Raw genomic sequence first — 19540 nt, 5'->3', positions numbered from 1 at the left:
CCGGACCCCCTCCTCCCGGCGGCGGGCTCACCCGCCGCCGGGAGCGGCGTCGGCCGGCACCTGCGCCGGGCCGATCTCGCACCACACCGCCTTGCCCTCGCCGCGCGGCTCGACCCCCCACCGGGAGGCCAGCGCGTCGAGCAGCAGCAGCCCGCGCCCCGACGTGGCCGCCTCGCCCGGAGTACGGCGCCGGGGCCAGGCGCTCGACCGGTCCTGCACCGAAAGGCGCACCCGCCGCACCGGCTCGGGCAGCACCTCCAGGGTCAGCACCGCGCCCCCCTCCGTGTGCAGCAGCACGTTGACGAGGAGTTCGCCCGTCAGCAGCTCCGCGTCGTCCGCGAGTTCCCGCATCCCCCAGTCGCGCAGCGCCTGCCCCACGGCCGCCCGCGCGTCCGAGAGGCCCTGCGGATCGGCCTGGTGGATGTACTGGTGGATGCGGGGCGCCCGGGGCGTGCCCGGGTCCGGGCTGCGCCGCAGCACCAGGAGGGCCACGTCGTCGCCCGAACCCCACCGCTCCCACAGTCGGTCGGAGAGGTGGTCGGCCAGCGCCTCGGCCTGCGGCGGACCGCTGGCGATCGCCCCGGCGAGCGCGGCGAGACCGGACGAGATGTCCGAGTCGGGCTGCTCGACGAGCCCGTCCGTGCAGAGCACCAGGGTCTCCCCGGGCACCAGGTCGAGCCGCGTCTCCGGGAACTCCTCGTCCCCGAACACGGTCGCCAGGCCCAGCGGGAGCCCGCCCCGCAGCTTGGGCTGCCCCACCCGCCCGTCGTTGTGCCGGATCAGCGGGTCCAGGTGCCCGGCCCGCACCGCGCGCAGGGTGCCGCTCGCCAGGTCCACCTGCGCGTACGTACAGGTCGCGAAGCGGTTCGTGTCCAGCTCGGCCAGGAACCGGGAAGCCCGCGCCAGCACCGTCGAAGGGGCGTGCCCCTCGCCCGCGTACGCCCGCAGCGCGATCCGCAGCTGGCCCATGATGGCCGCCGCGTGCGTGTCGTGGCCCTGGACGTCGCCCACGACGATCCCGACCCGGCTGCGCGGCAGCGGGATCACGTCGTACCAGTCGCCGCCGACCTGCCGCCCGCTCCACGCCGCGTGGTAGCGGACGGCGATCTGCCCGCCGGTGATCTCCGGGATCCGGCGCGGCAGCATCGCCGCCTGGAGACCGGTCGCCAGCTCCCGCTCCTCGTCGAAGAGCATCGCCCGCTGGAGCGACTGGGCGACGATCGCCGCGAGCCCCAGGGCCAGGTTCCGCTCGTCGGGGTTGAACGAGGTGCGGCCCCGGTAGAACAGCGCCATCCCGCCCAGCGAGCGCGCCTGCGCCACCAGCGGCAGGTAGCAGGCGGCCCGGAAGTCGAGCCGGGGCAGATAGGGGGCCAGCTCGGGGAACTCCCGTCCGAGCGACGGGAAGGACGACGCGAACCGGGGCCGGCCGCTCAGCACCGCCTCGGCCAGCGGCAGCCGCCGGTCGAGACGCCGGTTGCGGAATCCGTCGAGCACGTCGAGGGACTCCCCGCTCAGCGCGATGATGTTCAGCGAGCCGTTCTCCACGAGCCCGAGCGCGAGACCGTCCGCCCCCAGCCGCGCGAGCCCGCCGGGCCCGGTCAGGGCGGCCGTCACGTCGTCCACGGTCACCGCGCGCGACAGCGCGTTCGTCGTCCGCTCCACGATGTTCGTCTGGACCTCGCGACGCTTCTCCAGGTCCCGCACGAAGGCGAAGTGCATCACCTCGGCGGTCGTGTCCCGCACCACGCCGACGATCCGCCGGGCCCGCCCGTCCGGCGAGCGCAGGATCCGCGCCTGCACGTGCGTCCAGTGGGGTGGTCCGTCGTCCTGCGGGATGGGGAAGTGCGCGGTGTACGAGACCGCGCCGCTCTTGACGGCCTCGCGCACGACGCCCCGGAGCTTGACCCGCTCCTCGGGGTCGAGGCGCGCGACGAGCGTCTCCGGACACCCGTCGAAGGCGTCCGGGGACACGCCGAAGACCAGCAGCCCGGACTCGTCGGCATCGATGCTGCCCGTGTCGAGATCCCAGTCGAAGCTGCCGGTCCGGTTCATGGCGAGCCACTCGGCGGGCCCGATCTCGCCACTGCGCGTACGCGGGTCGTCATCGGTCATCCCCCCCATTGTCGAACCCGCACCCCGGCGACGCCATGGCGGTGACACGGCGTGGCGCGAGTTCGCCGCGGAGGACCGGGGCGGACGGACGGGGCGCACCGGCGCCGGGCGCGGCCCCGGATATCGGTGGGACCCGGGGCACCGGCGGGGCAGAATGGGCCGGTGCAGCCGTCCTACCGTGTCCTCGGTCCGTGTCAGGCCCTCCGTACCGGCGACGGGACGGAGGCCGTCCTGGGCGGCGGCCGGCTCCGCGCCCTGCTCGCCGCGCTCGCGGCGGCCGGCGGGCGCGCGGTCGACCCGGGCGCGCTGATCGCACAGGTCTGGGCGGACGCGGACCCGGCCGACGGCCAGGACCGCACCGCCGCGCTCCAGGCCCTCGTCGGCCGGCTGCGCCGGGCCCTGGGCCGGGAGGCCGTCGCCTCCGAGCCCGCCGGCTACCGCCTCGCCGCCGACCGGGACGACATCGACCTGTACCGCTTCGAACGGCTCGCCGCCGAGGGGGCCGCCGCCCTCGCCGCCGGGGAAGCCGGGGCCGCCGGGGACGCGGGCCGTGCCGCCGCCCTGCTGGACGAGGCCCTCGGGCTCTGGCGCGGCCCCGCCCTCGCCGACCTCCCGGGCCGGGACGCGGACCCCCTGGTCGTACGGGTCGAACAGCGGCACGCGCAGGCGCGCCGCGACCGGTTCGCCGCCGACCTGGCCCTGGGACGGGCCGCCGGGGTCCTCGCGCCGCTCGCCGCCCTCGCCGCGGAGCAGCCCCTCGACGAACCCCTCCAGGCCCTGCGGATCCGCGCCCTGCGGGCCGCCGGACGGCCCGCCGAGGCCCTGGCCGCGTACGAGGAGGTGCGCACCGCCCTCGCCGAACGCCTCGGCACGGACCCCGGGCCCGCCCTGCGCGCCCTGCACGCCGACCTCCTCGCGGAGGACCGGCCCGCGGGCCCGGAGCACCCGACGGGCGCCCTGCCCGCCCGTCTGACCTCCTTCATCGGCCGCGACGACGAACTGGGAGACCTCGCCGCCGCCTGGGGCGACCGGCGGCTCGTCACCCTCACCGGGCCCGGCGGCGTCGGCAAGACGCGCCTCGCCCTGGAGGCCGCCGAGACGTACGACGGCCCGGTCCACCTCGCCGAACTCGCCTCCGTACGGGACGGGTCCACGGTCGGCGCCGCCGTCCTCACCGCCCTCGGGGCCCGCGAGACGCAGCTCTGGCAGCGCCCGCCCGTCCCCGACGCCGCGCCGAAGGACCCCTTCGCCGACCTCGTGGAGCACTGCGGCACCCGCCGGATGCTGCTGGTCCTCGACAACTGCGAGCACGTGGTCGGCACGGCGGCGGAGCTCGCGCAGTCGCTGCTGACGCGCTGCCCCGGAGTGACCGTGCTCGCGACGAGTCGGGAGCCGTTGGGGGTGCCGGGGGAGGTGGTGCGGCCGGTGGGTCCGTTGCCGGTGGGGGTGGCGTTGCGGTTGCTGGGGGAGCGGGGTGCGGCGGCGCGGCCGGGGTTCTCGGTGGAGGAGGACCTGGGGGCGGCGGAGGAGGTGTGTCGTCGTCTGGACGGGTTGCCGTTGGCGATCGAGCTGGCGGCGGCGCGGTTGCGGATGTTGTCGGTGGGGCAGATCGCGGAGCGGCTGGATGACCGTTTCCGGTTGTTGACGGCGGGGGCGCGGACGGTGTTGCCGCGTCAGCAGACGTTGCGGGCGGTGGTGGACTGGTCGTGGGAGTTGCTTGAGGGGCCGGAGCGGGTGGTGCTGCGGCGGCTTTCGGTGTTCGCGGGCGGGTGTGGTCTGGCGGCGGCGGAGGCGGTGTGCGCGGACGGGGCGGGTTTGGACGTGCTGGACGTGCTGGGTGCGCTGGTGGACAAGTCGCTGGTGGTGGCGGGTCCGGTGGAGGACGGGATGCGGTACCGGCTGCTTGAGACGGTGGCGGAGTACGCGCGGGAGCGGCTTGCGGAGGCGGGGGAGCGGGCGGAGGTGGAGCGGCGGCACCTGGTGTACTACCGGGAGCTGGCCCGGCGGACGGATCCGGAGCTGCGCGGGTCCGGCCAGGTCGCCGCCATCGCCCGCTTCGAACGGGAGCACGACAACCTGCGCGGCGCCCTGCGGACCGCCCTCGCCCTCGGCGACGAGCAGGAGGTGCTCTGCCTCGTCCACTGCCTCAGCTGGTTCTGGCAGCTGCGCAACCACCAGGTCGACGCCCGCACCTGGGCCGCCGAGGCCGCGCGCCTCGGCCCCGACCCCTTCGAGGAGCCCGTCCGACCCGCGCTGCCGTTCGAGGGGCGGTGCGCCGACGTGCCGCCGCCGTGGACCGGCGAACGCCTCTGGGAGGCCCGGCGCGGCGGCCGGCTGTACGCGCTCGCCACCGAGGGCGGCGCGGGCGCCACCGCCCTCGAACGCCCCGGGACCCGGGACCGGCTCTCCGCCCTCGTCTCCGCGTACCGCCCGGGCCTGCCGCAGACCTGTCGGCAGCCGGGCACCATGTGGTACTTCGCCCGCCTGATGACCGGAGAGCTCACCAGCCTGGACGAGACCCTCACGGAGATCGTCGGCGCCTGCCGCGACCAGGGACCCGGCTGGGACCTCGGCTTCGCCCTCCTCATGCGCGCCAAGCTCGCCGGCCGCGAAGCCGACGCCGAGGAGGCGCTCGCCCTCTTCGAGGCCGCCGGGGACGCCTGGGGGATCGCGGAGTCCCTCGCCGCCCGGGGAGAGGCCTACGAGCAGACCGGCAGGCTCGCCGAGGCCGCCGCCGACTTCGAGCGGGCCACCGAGGCCGCCGCCCGCGTCGGCGCGCGCTCCCAGGTGCCCGTCTTCACCGCGCGCCTGGCCGCCGTGCGGCTCAGGCTCCGGCCGGATGCTGCTCGTCCAGCACTACGGCCACACCGGACGCACCGGACTCGCCCGCGCCCAGCTCACCCTCCTGGAGGGCGAGTTCGGCGAGGTCACCCCGTCGCTCTTCTGGGGCCTGGCCGGCGGGACGTGGGCCTGGCTCGACTGCCTGGACGGCGCCTACGACGAGGCCCTCGACCGGCTGGCCCGCGCCGTCGTGGACGTGGAGACCCTCGCCCACCTGGTCGCCCCGCACCTCGTCGTCGCCCAGTTCGGGACCGCCGCGTGGGCCCGCGCCGGTCGGGGCGGGCCGGGCGACGCCGAGACCGGGGCCCGGCTCCTCGGCGCGTACGACGCCCACGCGGGGCCCGGCGCGGGCGGCTTCCGCCCCTTCACCTCGGAGACGGAGACCCTGATCCGCACCCGCGCGGAGCAGGCCCTGCGCGCGGCCCTCGCCCCGGAGGCGTACGCCCGCCACCACGAGGAGGGCGCCGTCCTGTCCCCGAGGGCCGCCGCCGACCTCGTACGACGGCCCGGCGCCGGGGCTCCTGCGGCCCCGGATGCGTTCTCGCCGACCGGACACCACAATGGCGAGTGCCGGACGAACACGTAGGAGGCGGCATGAACGCTGAGCCCGACAAGACGTCCCCGGGGGACTTCCCGACGCCCGACCGGCTGCTGCACGCCGGATCGGAGGGGGAGTTCACGGCGGAGGACCTGGTCCTCGCCTCCGGCCGCGACGTGACCCCGAAGAACCTCGCCTGGGCGGAACGCCGGATGGCGGAGAAGGGGCGCGCCTCCATGGACGAGCTCCTGCCCTAGGTCCTGTCACCCCGGCCCCGGCCCGGACGCGTCCCGCTCCGGACCGGGGCCGGGGTGCGTCCGGACCGGGCCCGGTCCCCGGCCGCCCCGGTGAAGAACGCCGGCACCGGATGGTGGGGAACGGCGAGCGGCCCCGACTCGACCGGCCGCAACCGGCGGGACGGCGGGGCGTCCGGTTCAGCTGTCACCGGCGTGCACAGGGCGTACGGGGTGCGCGGAATGCTCATGGGCCTCGCTCCCTCACTTCCTCGCCCCGATCCGGTGCCGGACCAGGCTCGTCAGGACCGCCAGCCGGGTCGTGACAGCAGGCACGGGCGGCACCGGGCGCTCGATCCGCCGGGCCTCCTCCGGCAGGGCGGCGAGGTCCTTCCCGAAGCGCTCCCGGGCGGCCGCCGGGGTGTCGGGCGGCTCCGTCCGGAGCCCTCCGCGCATCACGGTCCGCAGCAGCGGCTCGGTGCCCCCGGGCGGCTCCTCGTGCGCCAGGCCGACGACGTCGCGGAGGCCGGGGCCGCGGAAGACCTGCTTCGGGCCCGGCGCCGTCGCCTTCGCCGACGACAGCTTCATGACCGGCCGCCCGTCGTACTCGACCAGCTTGTACGCCGCGTCCAGATACGGCGCGTCGGCGGCCGTGCCGACCTTCGTCCCCACGGCGTACGCGTCGATCGGCGCCCCCTCCCGTACGAGCGCGTCGACGCCGTACTCGTCCAGGCCGCCGCTCGCGACGATCCGCACGTCCGCCAGGCCCGCGCCGTCGAGCGCGGCACGGGCCCGGCGGGCCAGCGCGCCCAGGTCGCCGCTGTCGAGGCGGATCCCGCACCCGGGACCGAGCCGCAGGTCCGTGAGCACGCGCGCGGCCGTCGCGACGCCGCGCTCGGTGTCGTACGTGTCGACGAGCAGGGTCACCGGACCGGGATGGGTGCGGGCGAACGCCCGGAACGCCCGCTCCTCCGAGCCGAAGGCCTCCACGTACGAGTGGGCCATCGTGCCCGCGGCCGCGATGCCGTACCGGCGGGCGGCGGCGACGTTGCTGGTGCCGGCGAAGCCGACCAGGGCGCACAGCCGGGCCGCCTGGACGCCCGCCTCGGGCCCGTGGGCCCGGCGTGGGGAGAAGTCCACCAGGGGACGCCCGGCGGCGGCCAGCACGCACCGCGCCGCCTTGGAGGCGACCGCCGTCTGGTGGCAGAGGAGGGACAGCAGGTACGTCTCCACCAGCTGGGCCTGCGGCAGCGGCGCGGTGACCTCCAGGAGGGGCTCGCCCGCGAGGACGATCCGCCCCTCCGGCACGGCGCGCACCTCCCCGTCGAAGGACAGGCCGTGGAGCGGTGCGAGGTCCTCGACGGGCCGCCGCAGCGTCTCGGCGAAGTCCTGGACGTCGGAGCGGCCCACGCGGAACCGGGAGAGGTAGTCGAGGGCCGGTTCGAGTCCGGCGGCCACGAGGAAGCCGCGGCCCGGCGGCAGATCGCGCACGAAGAGGCTGAAGGTCGCCCGTGCCCGCATGTCCTCCCGCAGGTAGGAGAGGGCCATCGTGACCTCGTACAGATCCGTGGTCGTCACCTGGGACATGCTTCGATCATGCGCGGCCGGCCGGCGCCGCGCACGGGGAGCCCCGGGGCGTCAGCGGGCGCGCAGGGCGGCGAGGGCCGCTTCGAGGTCGGCGGGGCGGGGGCGGTTGTGGGGCAGCTTGCCGAGCACGACGGCCATGCCGCAGGTGTTGGTCACGGCCGAGAAGACGAGACCGGCGGCGATGCCCGCGGAGAGCAGCTGGAAGGCCGGGTGGACGAGCAGGCCGAGGAGCAGTCCGAGGAGGACGACCGAGCCCGCGGTGAGGCGGACCTGCCGCTCCATGGCCCAGGAGGCGCGCGGGCCGCCCTCGGGGCGGTGCAGGTCGTGGCCGCCGTCGGCCCAGGCGCCGGTGCCGCCGGCGAGCGTGGCGGCGGTGATGCCGTGCCCGGCGAGGGTCCGGCAGGCGCTCTCCGAGCGGGCGCCGGAGGCGCAGACCACCAGGACCTCCCCGCGGTCGGCGGCCCCGCGGATCTCGGGCAGGGCGTCCCCGATCCGGTCCAGGGGGATGCTGAGCGCGCCGGGCAGGTGGCCGCTCGCGAACTCGCCCGGGGTGCGCACGTCGATCACGGTCAGCTCGTGCAGGCGGGTGCGTGCCTCGTCGGTGCCGAGGGCGGTGGGCGTGGTCATGGCGGAGGTGGTCCTTGTCTGTCGTCGGGGCCCGCACGGGGCGGGGTCATTTTACCCCTGGGGGTATTGCGGGAGTGTTGCCGGAACGTGTGGTGGTGGCCGGGATCGGTGCGGTCGGGCCCGGGTGCGGCTCTCGGCGGAACGCGTCGGCGAGCATGAGGGTCGCCACCGCCGGGAGCGCGAGCGCGAAGGCTTTCCGCAGCGCGTCTCCGGAGGTCCGGGCGGCAAGCCGCCTGTCGTCCCACGCGCCGAGGACGGCGGCCTCCGCTGGAAAATTACCCCCTGGGGTATGGCTTCCACCGTAACAGGGTTACCCCGGGGGGTATATTCCGGGTCGTGTGCCCCGGTCCCCGCGCGTACGCCGACCCGGGCCCGGCGAAGGACCCCGCGTCGCGGGCCGCTTCCCGTTCCGGTTGCGGCCGCGCGGCTTCGCGGAACCCTGGAAGGGGACCGCGATCGAGGAGGAGCCCCGCGGGGGTCACGGCCGCGCCCGGAGGAGAAGGACACCCGAACGCCGTACGGGAAGTGGGTGGGCAGCATGGAAGCCGTGGGGTTCCCGGAGACCTGCGAGACGCGCACCCGGACGGTCCGGCCCGGCGGACGCGTCGCCACCACCTCCACCCCCGTGCCGGCGGAGGAACGCGGCACCCACCGCTTCGCACCCGGGCAGACGGAGGAGGCGTACGGCATGTTCGGCCGCGCGGCCGACACCGGGGCCCCCGAGGTCGCGCTCGGCGGCCCGCGGCACCCGGCCCTCCAGGTCCCCGACCCGCCGGCCGCCGCGTGAACGGGCGCCACGAGGACACTCCGCCGCCCCGGGCCGTCGTCCTCGACACCGACGGCGTCCTCCTCGACTCCGCCACCGCGCACGCGGCGGCCTGGAAGACCGCGTTCGACGCCTGCCTCGCCGGACGGGCGGCCGACGGCGCCGGAGACCCGGCGCCGTTCGACGCGGACGCCGAGTACCGCCGCCTCGTCGACGGCCGGTCGCGCTACGACGGGGCGGAGGCGTTCCTGACCTCCCGCGGCATCCGCCTCCCGCCCGGAAGCCCCGGCGACCCGCCCGGCCGCGCCACCGTGTGGGCGGTCGCGGCCCGCAAGGAGGCGGCCTTCCTGGACGCCCTGGCCGCCGGGGCCGTCACCGCCTTCCCGGACGCGGCGGAGGCCCTCACGGCCCTGCGCGCCCTCCGCGTCCCGTGCGTCGCCGTCTCCGCGTCCCGCCACGCCCGGACGCTCCTCGCGGACACCGGCCTCGACCGGCTCCTCGCGGACGTCGTGGACGGCGGGGACGCCGCCCGGCTCGCCCTCCCCGGGAAACCGGACCCGGCGCTCTTCCTCCACGCGGCCGCCCTCCTGGGCACCCGCCCCGGCGACACCGCCGTGGTCGAGGACGCGCTCGCCGGAGTACGGGCGGCCCGCCGGGGCGGCTTCGGCCTCGTCGTCGGCCTGGACCGCGCCCCGGACGGACGCGGCACGGCCCCCCTGCGCGAGGCGGGCGCCGACCTGGTCGTCCCCGACCTCACCGCGCTGGTCCGGGAGACGTGGGGCGGGCGGCGATGACCACACCGGTACGGAGCGCGGGGGACGGGCGGCGATGACGACGGACTGGACGTGGACCTACGACCGGTACGACCCGGCGCGCGAGCGGCTCGTCGAGTCGCTCTGCACGCTCGGCAACGGCCGGTTCGCCACCCGGGGCTCCGCACCCGAGTGCCCCGCGGGACCCGTCCACTACCCGGGCACCTACCTGGCCGGCTGCTACGACCGGCGCACCTCCGCCGTCGCCGGCCGGCGGGTCGAGAACGAGGACATGGTCAACCTCCCCGACTGGACCCGCCTGCGCTACCGCTGCCTCCCGGACGGCGGACCGCCCGGCCCCTGGCTGACCCCCGACTCCCCGGAGCTGCGCCACTACGACGTACGCCTCGACCTGCGGGCGGGCACGCTCGTCCGGAACCTGTTCTTCCGCGACGCGGACGGGCGTGCGCTGCGCGTCGGCCACACCCGGATCGTGCACATGGGCGACCCCCGCCTCGCGGCCCAGCGCAGCACGTTCCGCGCCTACGGATGGACCGGTACCGTCGAGGTGGAGTCCGTCCTCGACGGCGCGGTCGTCAACGCGGGGGTGGAGCGGTACCGGAGCCTTGAGGGAAGCCACCTCACGGACCACCGGAGCGGATTCGGACCCGGCGGCACCGCCTGGCTCTCCTGCCGCACCACCGACCCGGTCCTCCACCTCGCCCTGGCCGTCCGCACGGACACCCGCCCCGGGGCGTCCGCCGGGGGGACGGCCACGCCGACCGGCACCGTCCGGACGTACCGCCTGCCGGTCGGCCCCCGCCGCCCGGCGACGCTCGTGAAGACCCTGGCCCTGCGCACCTCGGCGGACCGGCCGGACGGCGACCCGCGCACGGAGGCCTGCGACGAGGTCGCCCGGGCGCCCGCCTTCCCCCGCCTCCTGGCCACCCACGAGGCGTCCTGGCGGCGCCTCTGGGAGGAGGGCGAGCTGTACGTCCCCGGGGAGGTGGGCCGCATCCTGCGCCTCCACCTGTTCCACCTGCTCCAGACGCTCTCCCCGCACACGGCGGAGCTCGACGTCGGCGTCCCCGCCCGGGGGCTGCACGGCGAGGCGTACCGGGGGCACGTCTTCTGGGACGAGCTGTTCGTCCTGCCCCATCTGAACCTCCACTTCCCCGAAGTGGCCCGGGCCCTGCTCCTGTACCGCCACCGACGGCTCCCGGCCGCCCGCGAGGAGGCCCGCAGGGCCGGTGCCGTGGGCGCCGTGTACCCGTGGCAGAGCGCGAGCTCGGGCCGGGAGGAGACCCAGCAACTGCACCTCAACCCCCGCTCCGGGCGCTGGCTCCCCGACCACTCGCACCTCCAGCGCCACGTCGGCTCGGCCGTCGCGTACAACGTGTGGCAGTACGCGCAGGCCACCGGCGACCGGGGGTTCCTGCACGCCGAGGGGGCCGAGATCCTGCTGGAGGTCGCCCGCCACTGGGCCGGCGCCGCCGCCTTCGACCCCGGCCCGGGGCGCTACCGCATCCGCGGGGTCATGGGCCCCGACGAGTACCACGACGCCTACCCCGACGCCACGGCCCCCGGCATCGACGACAACGCCTACACCAACGCGACCGCCGCCTGGGTCCTGGCCCGGGGCCTCGACCTCCTGGCCGAACTGCCCGGCGCCCGGCGGGCGGAGCTGACGGAGGAGCTGTCCCTCGACGACGAGGAGCTGTCCCGCTGGGACGACGTCTCCCGGCGCCTCCACATCCCGTTCCACCGGGGCGTGATCAGCCAGTTCGAGGGCTACGGCGACCTGGCCGAACTCGACTGGGAGGGATACCGGGAGCGGTACGGCGACATCCGCAGGCTCGACCGGATCCTGGAGGCGGAGGGCGACACGGTCAACCGCTACCAGGCCTCCAAGCAGGCCGACACGCTCATGCTCGGCTACCTCTTCCGGCCCGCCGAGCTGTACGGCCTCTTCGCCCGGCTCGGCCACCGGCTCGACGACGACGTCTGGCGCGCCACCGTCGCGTACCACCTGCGGCGCACCAGCCACGGCTCGACGCTCAGCAGCCTCGTCCACGGCTGGGTGATCGCCCGGCAGAAGGGCGCCGACGCCTGGCGGTACTGCGAGGAGGCCCTGCTCGGCGACGTCGCCGACGTGCAGGGCGGGACGACGGGCGAGGGCATCCACCTCGGGGCGATGGCGGGCACGGTCGACCTCGTGGAGCGCGGGATCACCGGCCTGGAGGCGGGCCCGGAGGGGCTCCGGGTGGAACCGGTGGCCCTGGCGCAGATCCCCCGGTTCGCCTTCACGATCTGCTTCCACGGCCATCGGGGCGTCCGCGTGCGCGTCCTCCCCGGACGGCTCTCCGTCCGCGTGCCCGCCTCGTCCGGGAGTCCGCTCACCGTCGTCCTCCCGGGCGGCCGCCGGCACGACGTCGGGGCGGGGGAGGAGCGCTGGTTCCGGCTGTGAACTCCGGACCCCGGCGCGGGCCGGGGCTCAGGCGAACGCGAGCACCTCGGAGACCGGCCGGCGGGGAGTCGCCCGTCCCCGGGGCCCGTACCCGAAGCGGAGCACCATCTGGACGAAGCCCGTCGTGGAGAGGGGGTCCCGCGCGAGCGGGCGCAGTTCGGGCCACTCCAGCGGCTGGGACGTCAGGGAGGTGGCGAGCCCGTCGAGCGTGGCCCGGAGCAGGACCCGCTGGAGGGCCTGCCCCGCCGCCAGCCACTCCCGCGGCGTGTCCCCGGCCGTGCCGAGCAGGGCGATCTGCGGATCCCTCTCGAAGCGCGCCGCACCGCGCTCCGGGACCCGGCGCGGAGGATCGAAGTCCCGCACCGGGGAGGTGACGTCGTACTGCCTCGGACCGAGGGCGTACGAGGGGATCCCCTCCGTCCGGGCGTCCTCCCCGGCCTCGCCGGTGCGGGTCCACGCGGCGATCTCCGCGCGGACCCGGACGTCCGCGGCCTCGAACATCTCGGAGGCGTGCACCAGGCCCATGACGGCCTCGGTGTGCCAGTCCCCGGGGACGACCAGCCGGCACCCCTCCAGGAGGGCGGCGGCCCGGAGCCCGTCGAGGATCTCGGCGGGGACCCGCTCCTCCGTGAATGGGAAGCGGCTGGTGTGCCGCTCGGCCAGCGCGGGCCGGAGCGCGGCCAGGTCCTCGTCCGTCCCGACGGTCCCGTCCAGGCGCACGTCGGCCAGGTGCCAGGGGTCCTCCGGATCGGGCAGCAGCCGCACCTCCGCGCCCAGGCCCCGGTGGGCGGCGGCGACCCGCAGCCCGAACAGGGCCGCTCCGCAGCCGAGGTGGAGGGCACGGCGGTCGGGGTCCGCGCGCGGCATCTCGCGCGCCGGGTCGCCGTACAGCTCGACGGTGTCGGTGTCCGCCCGGTGGACGAACCTCCACGGCTGCGCGTTGTGCATCGACGGCGCGGTGACGGCGTCCTCGACCAGCGACGCCACGAGTGTGCGGGTGGGAGCGGTGGTGATCACGGTTCGTCCTGACTGTGCGTGCGGTGGGGGCGGACGGGGGGACGAGGGGACGAGCGGGGTCCGGGAGGCGAGGGCGCCTCGTCCCTCCCACCGTCCGTCGCGCGCCGGGAGTCCGGGAGGGCCGAACGGCCCCCTCTTCGGACCCACCGGCCCCACCCGCGCGGGCGGGACCTCCGGCCCCCTCGTCCCGGCGGACGCGTCCGGCAGGAGCGGACCGGGCTCGGGGATTACCGTGGGACCGGGCGCGGCCGGCGTCGCGCGGGCGCCCGACGCGACCGGAGGTTTCGATGGGCCGGGAGAACACGGGGTCGGCGGACGCACGGCTGCCGCGGCTGCGCCTCGACGAACTGCTCGACGAGCTCCAGACGCGCATCGACGAGGTCCGGGGGACCCGGGACCGCCTCCACGGACTCCTCGAAGCCGTCATGTCCGTCGGCCGGGAACTCGACCTGCCCCAGGTGCTGCGCGGCATCGTGGAGTCCGCCGTGACCCTGGTGGACGCCGAGTACGGAGCGCTGGGCGTCATCGGCGACGACCGGAAGCTGTCCGCGTTCCTCCCCGTCGGCATCGGCGACGAACTCCGCGAACGGATCGGCGCGCTGCCCTCCGGGCACGGCATCCTCGGCGAGCTGATCCGCCACCCCGAGCCGCTGCGCCTGTCCGAACTGGCCGAGCACCCCGCTTCGTACGGCTTCCCTCCCCACCACCCGCCGATGCACTCCTTCCTCGGCGTCCCGATCCGGGTCCGCGACGAGGTGTTCGGCAACCTCTACCTGACCGAGAAGCGGGGCCGGGCGGACTTCGACGCGGAGGACGAGGCCGTCGTGACGACCCTGGCCGTCGCGGCCGGAATCGCCATCGAGAACGCCCGGCTCTACGAGGAGGGCCGCCTCCGCCAGCGCTGGCTGGCCGCCAGCTCCGACTTCACCAGCGCCCTCCTGTCCGGCGCGGCGGAGACCGAGGTCCTCGACGGAATGCTGGAGCGGGCCGTGGACATCGCGGGCGCCGACACGGGCGTCTTCCACCCGGTCGGGCCGGGCGGCGAACCGCTGGGGGCGCTGGCCCGCGGCGAGCGCGCCGACGCGCACCGGGGCGTGGTGCTGCCCGGCGGCGAGGGCATCCTGGCGGCGGTCGCCCTCGCCGAGGACGGTCTCGTGACCGTCGCGGACGTCGGGACCGACGAACGGATCACGGTCCGGCCCGAGCGCTGGGAGGGCTTCGGTCCCGCCGTGGCCGTCAGGGTCGGCACGAAGGAGCGGCTGAGCGGTGTGCTGGTCCTCGCGCGGCGCGCCGGGCGGCCGCCCTTCACGGGCGCCGAGATCGCCGCGCTGCCGGTCTTCACCGGGCAGGCGGCGCTGGCCCTCGAACTGGCCGACCGGCGGCGCGACGCCGAGCAGGTGAGCCTCCTGGAGGACCGCGACCGCATCGCCCGGGACCTGCACGACCTGGCGATCCAGCGCCTGTTCGCCACCGGCATGACGCTGCAGAGCGCCCGGCGGTTCGTGGACCATCCGGAGGCGGCGGCCCGGCTGACCCGGGCCATCGACGACCTGGACGCCACCATCAAGATCATCCGCTCGACCGTCTTCGGCCTCCGGGAGCACGAGACCCCCGGGACGGCCCCGAAGCTCAGGAGCCGCGTCGTCGAGGCGGTCGACTCGGCCGCCTCCACGCTCGGCTTCGCCCCCGCGCTGCGGATGGAGGGCCTGCTCGACACGGACGTGCCGGCCGGGGTGGCCGACGAGGTGGTCGCGGTGATCGGCGAGGCCCTCACCAACGTGGCCCGGCACGCGGGGGCCCGCCGGGCGGAGGTGGCGGTCGTCGTCGGGGACGGCGTCCTCGCGGTCACGGTGGCCGACGACGGCGTGGGCGTCCGGGAGGGCGGGCGCCGGGGCGGTCTGCGGAACCTGACCGAGCGGGCCGAGCGCCTGGGCGGCGGCCTGTCCGTCCGCCCCCGTCCGGACCCGCCGGGCGGTACGGTCCTCGCGTGGCGCGTACCCCTGGAGACCACCCGGGGGTGAGCCGTGGTGGGCCTTCGGAGAAACGGCAGCCGGAGGCGAAGGTCACCCCTCCCGGGTCCCGTGCTCGTGCTCGTGGGCCTGCGCCGCGATCACCGCCGCCTGGACGCGCCGCTCCACGCCCAGCTTTCCCAGGAGCCGCGAGATGTGGTTCTTGACCGTCTTCTCCGACAGGAAGAGCCGCTCGGCGATCCCCCGGTTGGTGAGCCCTTCCCCGACCAGCTCCAGGACGGCCCGCTCCCGCTCGGAGAGCGCCGCGAGCCGCTCGTCCTCCGGCGGCCTCGCCGCCTCCGGGCCCCGCAGCGAGCGCATCAGCCGGGCCGTGGTGGCCGGATCGAGCATCGACTGCCCGGTGGCCACCGTCCGTACCGCCGCCACCAGGTCCGAGCCCTTGATCTGCTTGAGCACGTACCCCGCCGCCCCCGCCATGACGGCGTCGATCAGGGCGTCCTCGTCGTCGAACGAGGTCAGCATCAGACACGCCAGACCGGGCATCGCCGAGCGCAGCTCCCGGCACACCGCGATCCCGTCGCCGTCGGGCAGCCGCACGTCGAGGACGGCCACGTCCGGCCGCAGGGCGGGGCCCCTGGCCAGCGCCTGGTCCGCCGTCGCCGCCTCCCCGACCACCTCCATGTCGGGCTCGTCGTCGATCAGGTCGCGCAGCCCCCGGCGGACCACCTCGTGGTCGTCCACGAGGAAGACCCGCGTCGGCGCGCCGGCCGCCCGACCGTCCGTCACGGGGCGCCCTCGCGCCGGGCGCCGGACCCGGTCCAGGTCCAGTCGGCGACCTCGGGCATGTCGGTGCCGTGCTCCCGGATCCAGGAGTGGTGGCGGGTACGGGCGTCGGCCATGGCCTGCCGCACCCCCACGGCCCGTACGCCCAGACCGGGCACGCGGTCGATCACGTCCATCACCAGGCGGTAGCGGTCCAGGTCGTTGCGCACGACCATGTCGAACGGGGTCGTGGTGGTGCCCATCTCCTTGTAGCCCCGCACGTGCAGGTTCGCGTGCCCGGCCCGGCGGTAGGCCAGCCGGTGCACCAGCCAGGGGTAGCCGTGATAGCCGAAGATCACCGGCCGGTCCGTGGTGAACAGCGCGTCGTACTCCCCGTCGGTCATGCCGTGCGGGTGCTCCTCGTGGGGCATGAGCCGCGTCATGTCGACCACGTTCACCACCCGGACCGCCAGGTCGGGCAGGTGGAGCCGCAGCAGGCCCGCCGCCGCGAGCACCTCCTGGGTCGGCACGTCGCCCGCGCAGGCGAGGACCACGTCCGGCTCGCGCGTGCCGTCCTCGGTGCCCGCCCACTCCCACACCCCGGCGCCCCGGGCGCAGTGGGCGCGGGCCTCGTCCAGGGAGAGCCAGTCGAAGCAGGGCTGCTTGCCGGCGACGATCACGTTGACGTAGTCACGGCTGCGCAGCGCGTGGTCGGCGACGGACAGCAGGGTGTTGGCGTCCGGCGGCAGGTAGACGCGGACGACCTCGGGGCTCTTGTTGAGCACGTGGTCCACGAAACCCGGGTCCTGGTGCGAGAAGCCGTTGTGGTCCTGCCGCCACACGTGCGAGGTCAGCAGGTAGTTGAGGGAGGCGATCGGCGCCCGCCAGGGCAGGGCGCGCGAGGTCCGCAGCCACTTGATGTGCTGGTTGACCATGGAGTCGACGATGTGGACGAACGCCTCGTAGCAGGAGAACAGCCCGTGGCGCCCGGTGAGCAGGTACCCCTCCAGCCAGCCCTGGCAGGTGTGCTCGGAGAGGATCTCCATCACGCGCCCGTGCCGGTCGAGGTGCTCGTCGGTCTTCAGGAGCGGTTCCTGCCAGGCCTTCCCACTGGCCCCGTACACCGCCTGGAGACGGTTCGACGCGGTCTCGTCCGGGCCGACGAGCCGGAAGTCGCGCCGGTCGGCGGTGGCGGCCATGACGGCTTCCAGGAGGTCCCCGAGGACCCCGGTCGGCTCGTGCCGGGTGGCGCCCGGCTCCTCCACCGCCACGGCGAAGCGCTCCAGGGGCGGTACGGGCAGGTCCCGCCGCAGCAGGCCGCCGTTGGCGTGCGGGGTGGCGCCGAGCCGGCGCTCGCCGTCCGGCACACAGGCCAGCACCCGCGCGGACGGTGCGCCGTCGTCGCCGAACAGCTCCTCGGGACGGTACGAGCGCAGCCACGCCTCCAGCTGCGCGCGGTGCTCCGCGTTCTCCCGTACGCCCGGCAGCGGCACCTGGTGGGAGCGCCAGGTGCCCTCGACGGGCAGCCCGTCGACCTCCGCCGGGCCGGTCCAGCCCTTCGGGGTGCGCAGGACGATCACCGGCCACCTCGGCCGCTCGGGCGAGCCGCCGTCGCGGGCCTCGCGCTGGACGTCCCGGATGCGGTCGAGCGCCGTGTCCATCGCCGCCGCCATCGCGCGGTGCACCCGGCGCGGGTCGTCGCCGGTCACGTGCAGGGGCTCGTGGCCGTAGCCGCGCAGCAGCTCGTCGAGCTCCGCCTCGGGGAGCCGGGCGAGCACGGTGGGGTTCGCGATCTTGTAGCCGTTGAGGTGCAGGATCGGCAGGACGGCCCCGTCGTGGACCGGGTCGAGGAACTTGTTCGCGTGCCAGGACGCGGCGAGCGGTCCCGTCTCCGCCTCGCCGTCGCCGATGACGCACGCCACCAGGAGGCCGGGGTTGTCGAGGGCGGCGCCGTAGGCGTGCGCCAGGGAGTAGCCCAGCTCGCCGCCCTCATGGATCGAGCCCGGGGTCTCGGGCGCCACGTGGCTCGGCACCCCGCCGGGGAAGGAGAACTGCCGGAACAGCCGGGCCATGCCCTCCTCGTCCCGGCTCACGTCCGGGTAGACCTCGCTGTAGCTGCCCTCCAGCCAGGAGTTCGCGACCACGGCCGGGCCGCCGTGCCCCGGCCCCCAGACGCACAGGGCGTCCAGGCCGCGGTTCCGGATCACCCGGTTGAGGTGGGTGTGCACGAGGTTGAGGCCGGGGGAGGTGCCCCAGTGCCCGAGCAGCCGGGGCTTGATGTGCTCCGGCTCCAGGGGTTCGCGCAGCAGCGGGTTGTCCATCAGGTAGATCTGTCCGACGGCGAGGTAGTTGGCCGCCCGCCAGTGGGCGTCGAGCGCGTCGATCTCCTCGTCGGTCGGGGACGCGTCGTCCGAGCGCCTGTTCTTGCGCATGTCTCCTCCGTCGTACGAGTCCTGTCGAGCCGTATGGGTTACGTGGCCCGTACGGGGCCCGCGGCCGGACGCGGTCGTCCGGCCGGCTCGGTGTCCCCGGAGCGCCTGCCCGTGTGCCGTCCCGGGCACACCCCTCGCGGTCGCGGACGCGCCCCTCGCGCGCCTCCGGTGCGGTACGCCCCCATGGTGGTGTGTGATCCGCCCGAAGGCGGTGTGACACGGGGCGGAGTGCCCGGAAGAAGGGCCGGACGGGCCATGAGGAGGGAGCCCGCGGGCCGGAGCTCCGGGCCCGGACCCGGCCCGCGACCTCCCTTCCGCGGTGCCGTTCGCGGCCGGGAGGCGCAGACTCGGGTGTAAGGACCTGTCCGGGCGGACCCCTGCGAGGTCTACGTGCTTGACGTGCCGTTCTGGCTCTGGGGGGCCTTCGCCGTCACGGTGATCGTGTCGCTCACGGTCGACCTGCTGGCCCACCGCCGCGAACACGTCATCGGGTTCAAGGAGGCGGCCGCCTGGAGCGGGCTGTGGGTGGGGCTCGCCCTCGTCTTCGGCGCGGTCGTCTTCCTCGTCCTCGGAGGGACGGCCGGCACCGAATACACCACCGCCTGGCTCCTGGAGAAGAGCCTGTCGGTCGACAACCTCTTCGTGTTCGCCCTGATCTTCGCCTACTTCAAGGTCCCCCGCGCCTACCAGCACCGCGTGCTGTTCTTCGGCGTCATCGGAGCCCTGGTGTTCCGCGGTGTCTTCCTCGCCGCCGGCGTGGCGGTGGTCAGCCGGTTCACCGCCGTCCTGTTCGTCTTCGCGGCCGTGCTCTTCTACAGCGCCTACAAGATCCTCAAGGGCGATGAGGAGAGCTTCGACCCGGGCAGGAGCCCGGCGCTCCGGCTGCTGCGCAAGGTCGTCCCCGTACGGGACGAGTACGCCGGGACGAAGTTCTTCGTCAAGGAGGCCGGCAAGCGCGTGGCGACCCCGCTGCTCGCGGTGGTCGTGGCGATCGAGGCGGCCGACCTGATCTTCGCCGTGGACAGCGTTCCCGCCGTGCTCGCCGTCAGCGACGACGCCTTCATCGTCTACACCAGCAACGCCTTCGCCATTCTGGGCCTGCGTGCCCTGTACTTCATGCTCTCGGGACTCCTCGACCGCTTCCATCACCTGAGCACGGGCCTGGCGGTCATTCTCGCCTTCATCGGCGTCAAACTCGTCCTCCAGGCGTCCCATGAACTCATCAGCACCTCGATACCGGAGATCCCCTCCCCGGTGAGCCTGGCCGTGATCGTCGTGGTCCTGGCGGTTTCCGTGACCCTGAGCCTGCTGCGTCCCCCCGAGGCGTCCGACACCGGCCCGCGGGACGATCCGCCCGACCGGAAGCGGTGAGTATGAGGACATAACGTCCAATAAAACTACAATGAGACAGTAAAGAGACTTAAAGTACTTCTCAA

12 protein-coding genes are annotated in these 19540 nt (G+C 75.4%); 6 read left to right on the top strand and 6 right to left on the bottom strand.

Annotated elements, in window-relative coordinates; translation table 11 throughout:
* Window positions 1-27: 27 nt before the first annotated feature.
* Entirely contained in the window at window positions 28-2112 is a 2085-nt protein-coding gene (locus ACIQD7_RS08315) for a SpoIIE family protein phosphatase (protein WP_161372781.1), read from the bottom strand.
* 162 nt (window positions 2113-2274) lie between these two features.
* Here ACIQD7_RS08315 and ACIQD7_RS08310 point away from each other — a divergent pair, with 162 nt between their 5' ends.
* Complete coding sequence (locus ACIQD7_RS08310; RefSeq protein WP_402440635.1) at window positions 2275-5748, top strand: ATP-binding protein; 3474 nt, start codon at window positions 2275-2277, stop codon at window positions 5746-5748.
* Window positions 5749-5988: 240 nt separating this feature from the next.
* Here ACIQD7_RS08310 and ACIQD7_RS08305 read toward each other — a convergent pair whose 3' ends face one another.
* Window positions 5989-7311 carry a nicotinate phosphoribosyltransferase gene (locus ACIQD7_RS08305; RefSeq protein WP_402440633.1) on the bottom strand — a complete coding sequence of 441 codons (1323 nt, stop codon included), beginning with the start codon at window positions 7309-7311 and terminating at the stop codon, window positions 5989-5991.
* Window positions 7312-7362: 51 nt separating this feature from the next.
* Window positions 7363-7938, bottom strand: a complete 576-nt coding sequence (locus ACIQD7_RS08300) for a rhodanese-like domain-containing protein (RefSeq protein WP_402440631.1) — start codon at window positions 7936-7938, stop codon at window positions 7363-7365.
* A 529-nt stretch (window positions 7939-8467) separates the two neighbouring features.
* Here ACIQD7_RS08300 and ACIQD7_RS08295 point away from each other — a divergent pair.
* Genes ACIQD7_RS08295 through ACIQD7_RS08285 form a run of 3 tightly spaced genes read left to right on the top strand, consistent with a single transcriptional unit; the run spans window position 8468 to window position 11923 of the window.
* The gene (locus tag ACIQD7_RS08295; protein ID WP_402440629.1) at window positions 8468-8725 is read left to right on the top strand and encodes a hypothetical protein; all 258 of its coding nucleotides are present in this window, start codon (window positions 8468-8470) and stop codon (window positions 8723-8725) included.
* Entirely contained in the window at window positions 8722-9498 is a 777-nt protein-coding gene (locus ACIQD7_RS08290) for an HAD family hydrolase (protein WP_402440627.1), read from the top strand. The genes ACIQD7_RS08295 and ACIQD7_RS08290 overlap by 4 nt, the downstream gene beginning before the upstream one ends.
* A gap of 34 nt (window positions 9499-9532) precedes the next feature.
* Window positions 9533-11923 carry a glycoside hydrolase family 65 protein gene (locus ACIQD7_RS08285; RefSeq protein WP_402440626.1) on the top strand — a complete coding sequence of 797 codons (2391 nt, stop codon included), beginning with the start codon at window positions 9533-9535 and terminating at the stop codon, window positions 11921-11923.
* 27 nt (window positions 11924-11950) lie between these two features.
* On the opposite strand, the gene ACIQD7_RS08280 is transcribed toward ACIQD7_RS08285, so the two are convergent.
* A complete protein-coding gene (locus ACIQD7_RS08280; protein ID WP_402440624.1) occupies window positions 11951-12940 on the bottom strand; it encodes an Acg family FMN-binding oxidoreductase in 990 nt (329 codons plus the stop codon).
* A gap of 287 nt (window positions 12941-13227) precedes the next feature.
* On the opposite strand from ACIQD7_RS08280, the gene ACIQD7_RS08275 reads away from it, so the two are divergent.
* Entirely contained in the window at window positions 13228-14961 is a 1734-nt protein-coding gene (locus tag ACIQD7_RS08275) for a GAF domain-containing protein (protein ID WP_402440622.1), read from the top strand.
* A 42-nt stretch (window positions 14962-15003) separates the two neighbouring features.
* Here ACIQD7_RS08275 and ACIQD7_RS08270 read toward each other — a convergent pair whose 3' ends face one another.
* Both ACIQD7_RS08270 and ACIQD7_RS08265 read right to left on the bottom strand, forming a co-directional pair.
* On the bottom strand, window positions 15004-15696 hold the full coding sequence (locus ACIQD7_RS08270) for a response regulator (RefSeq protein ID WP_402440620.1): 693 nt from the start codon (window positions 15694-15696) through the stop codon (window positions 15004-15006).
* Window positions 15693-18104: a phosphoketolase gene (locus tag ACIQD7_RS08265; RefSeq protein WP_402440618.1), complete on the bottom strand. Its 2412-nt coding sequence runs from the start codon at window positions 18102-18104 to the stop codon at window positions 15693-15695. The genes ACIQD7_RS08270 and ACIQD7_RS08265 overlap by 4 nt, the downstream gene beginning before the upstream one ends.
* 390 nt (window positions 18105-18494) lie before the next feature.
* Between ACIQD7_RS08265 and ACIQD7_RS08260 the strand changes: the two genes are divergently transcribed.
* Window positions 18495-19475: a TerC family protein gene (locus ACIQD7_RS08260; RefSeq protein ID WP_402440616.1), complete on the top strand. Its 981-nt coding sequence runs from the start codon at window positions 18495-18497 to the stop codon at window positions 19473-19475.
* The last annotated feature ends 65 nt before the right edge of the window (window positions 19476-19540 follow it).

Source organism: Streptomyces sp. NPDC093071, from assembly GCF_044754545.1.
Classification (GTDB): Bacteria; Actinomycetota; Actinomycetes; order Streptomycetales; family Streptomycetaceae; genus Streptomyces.
The sequence above is the reverse complement of the archived record's forward strand: the minus strand, read 5'-3'. Positions and strand labels throughout refer to the sequence as shown.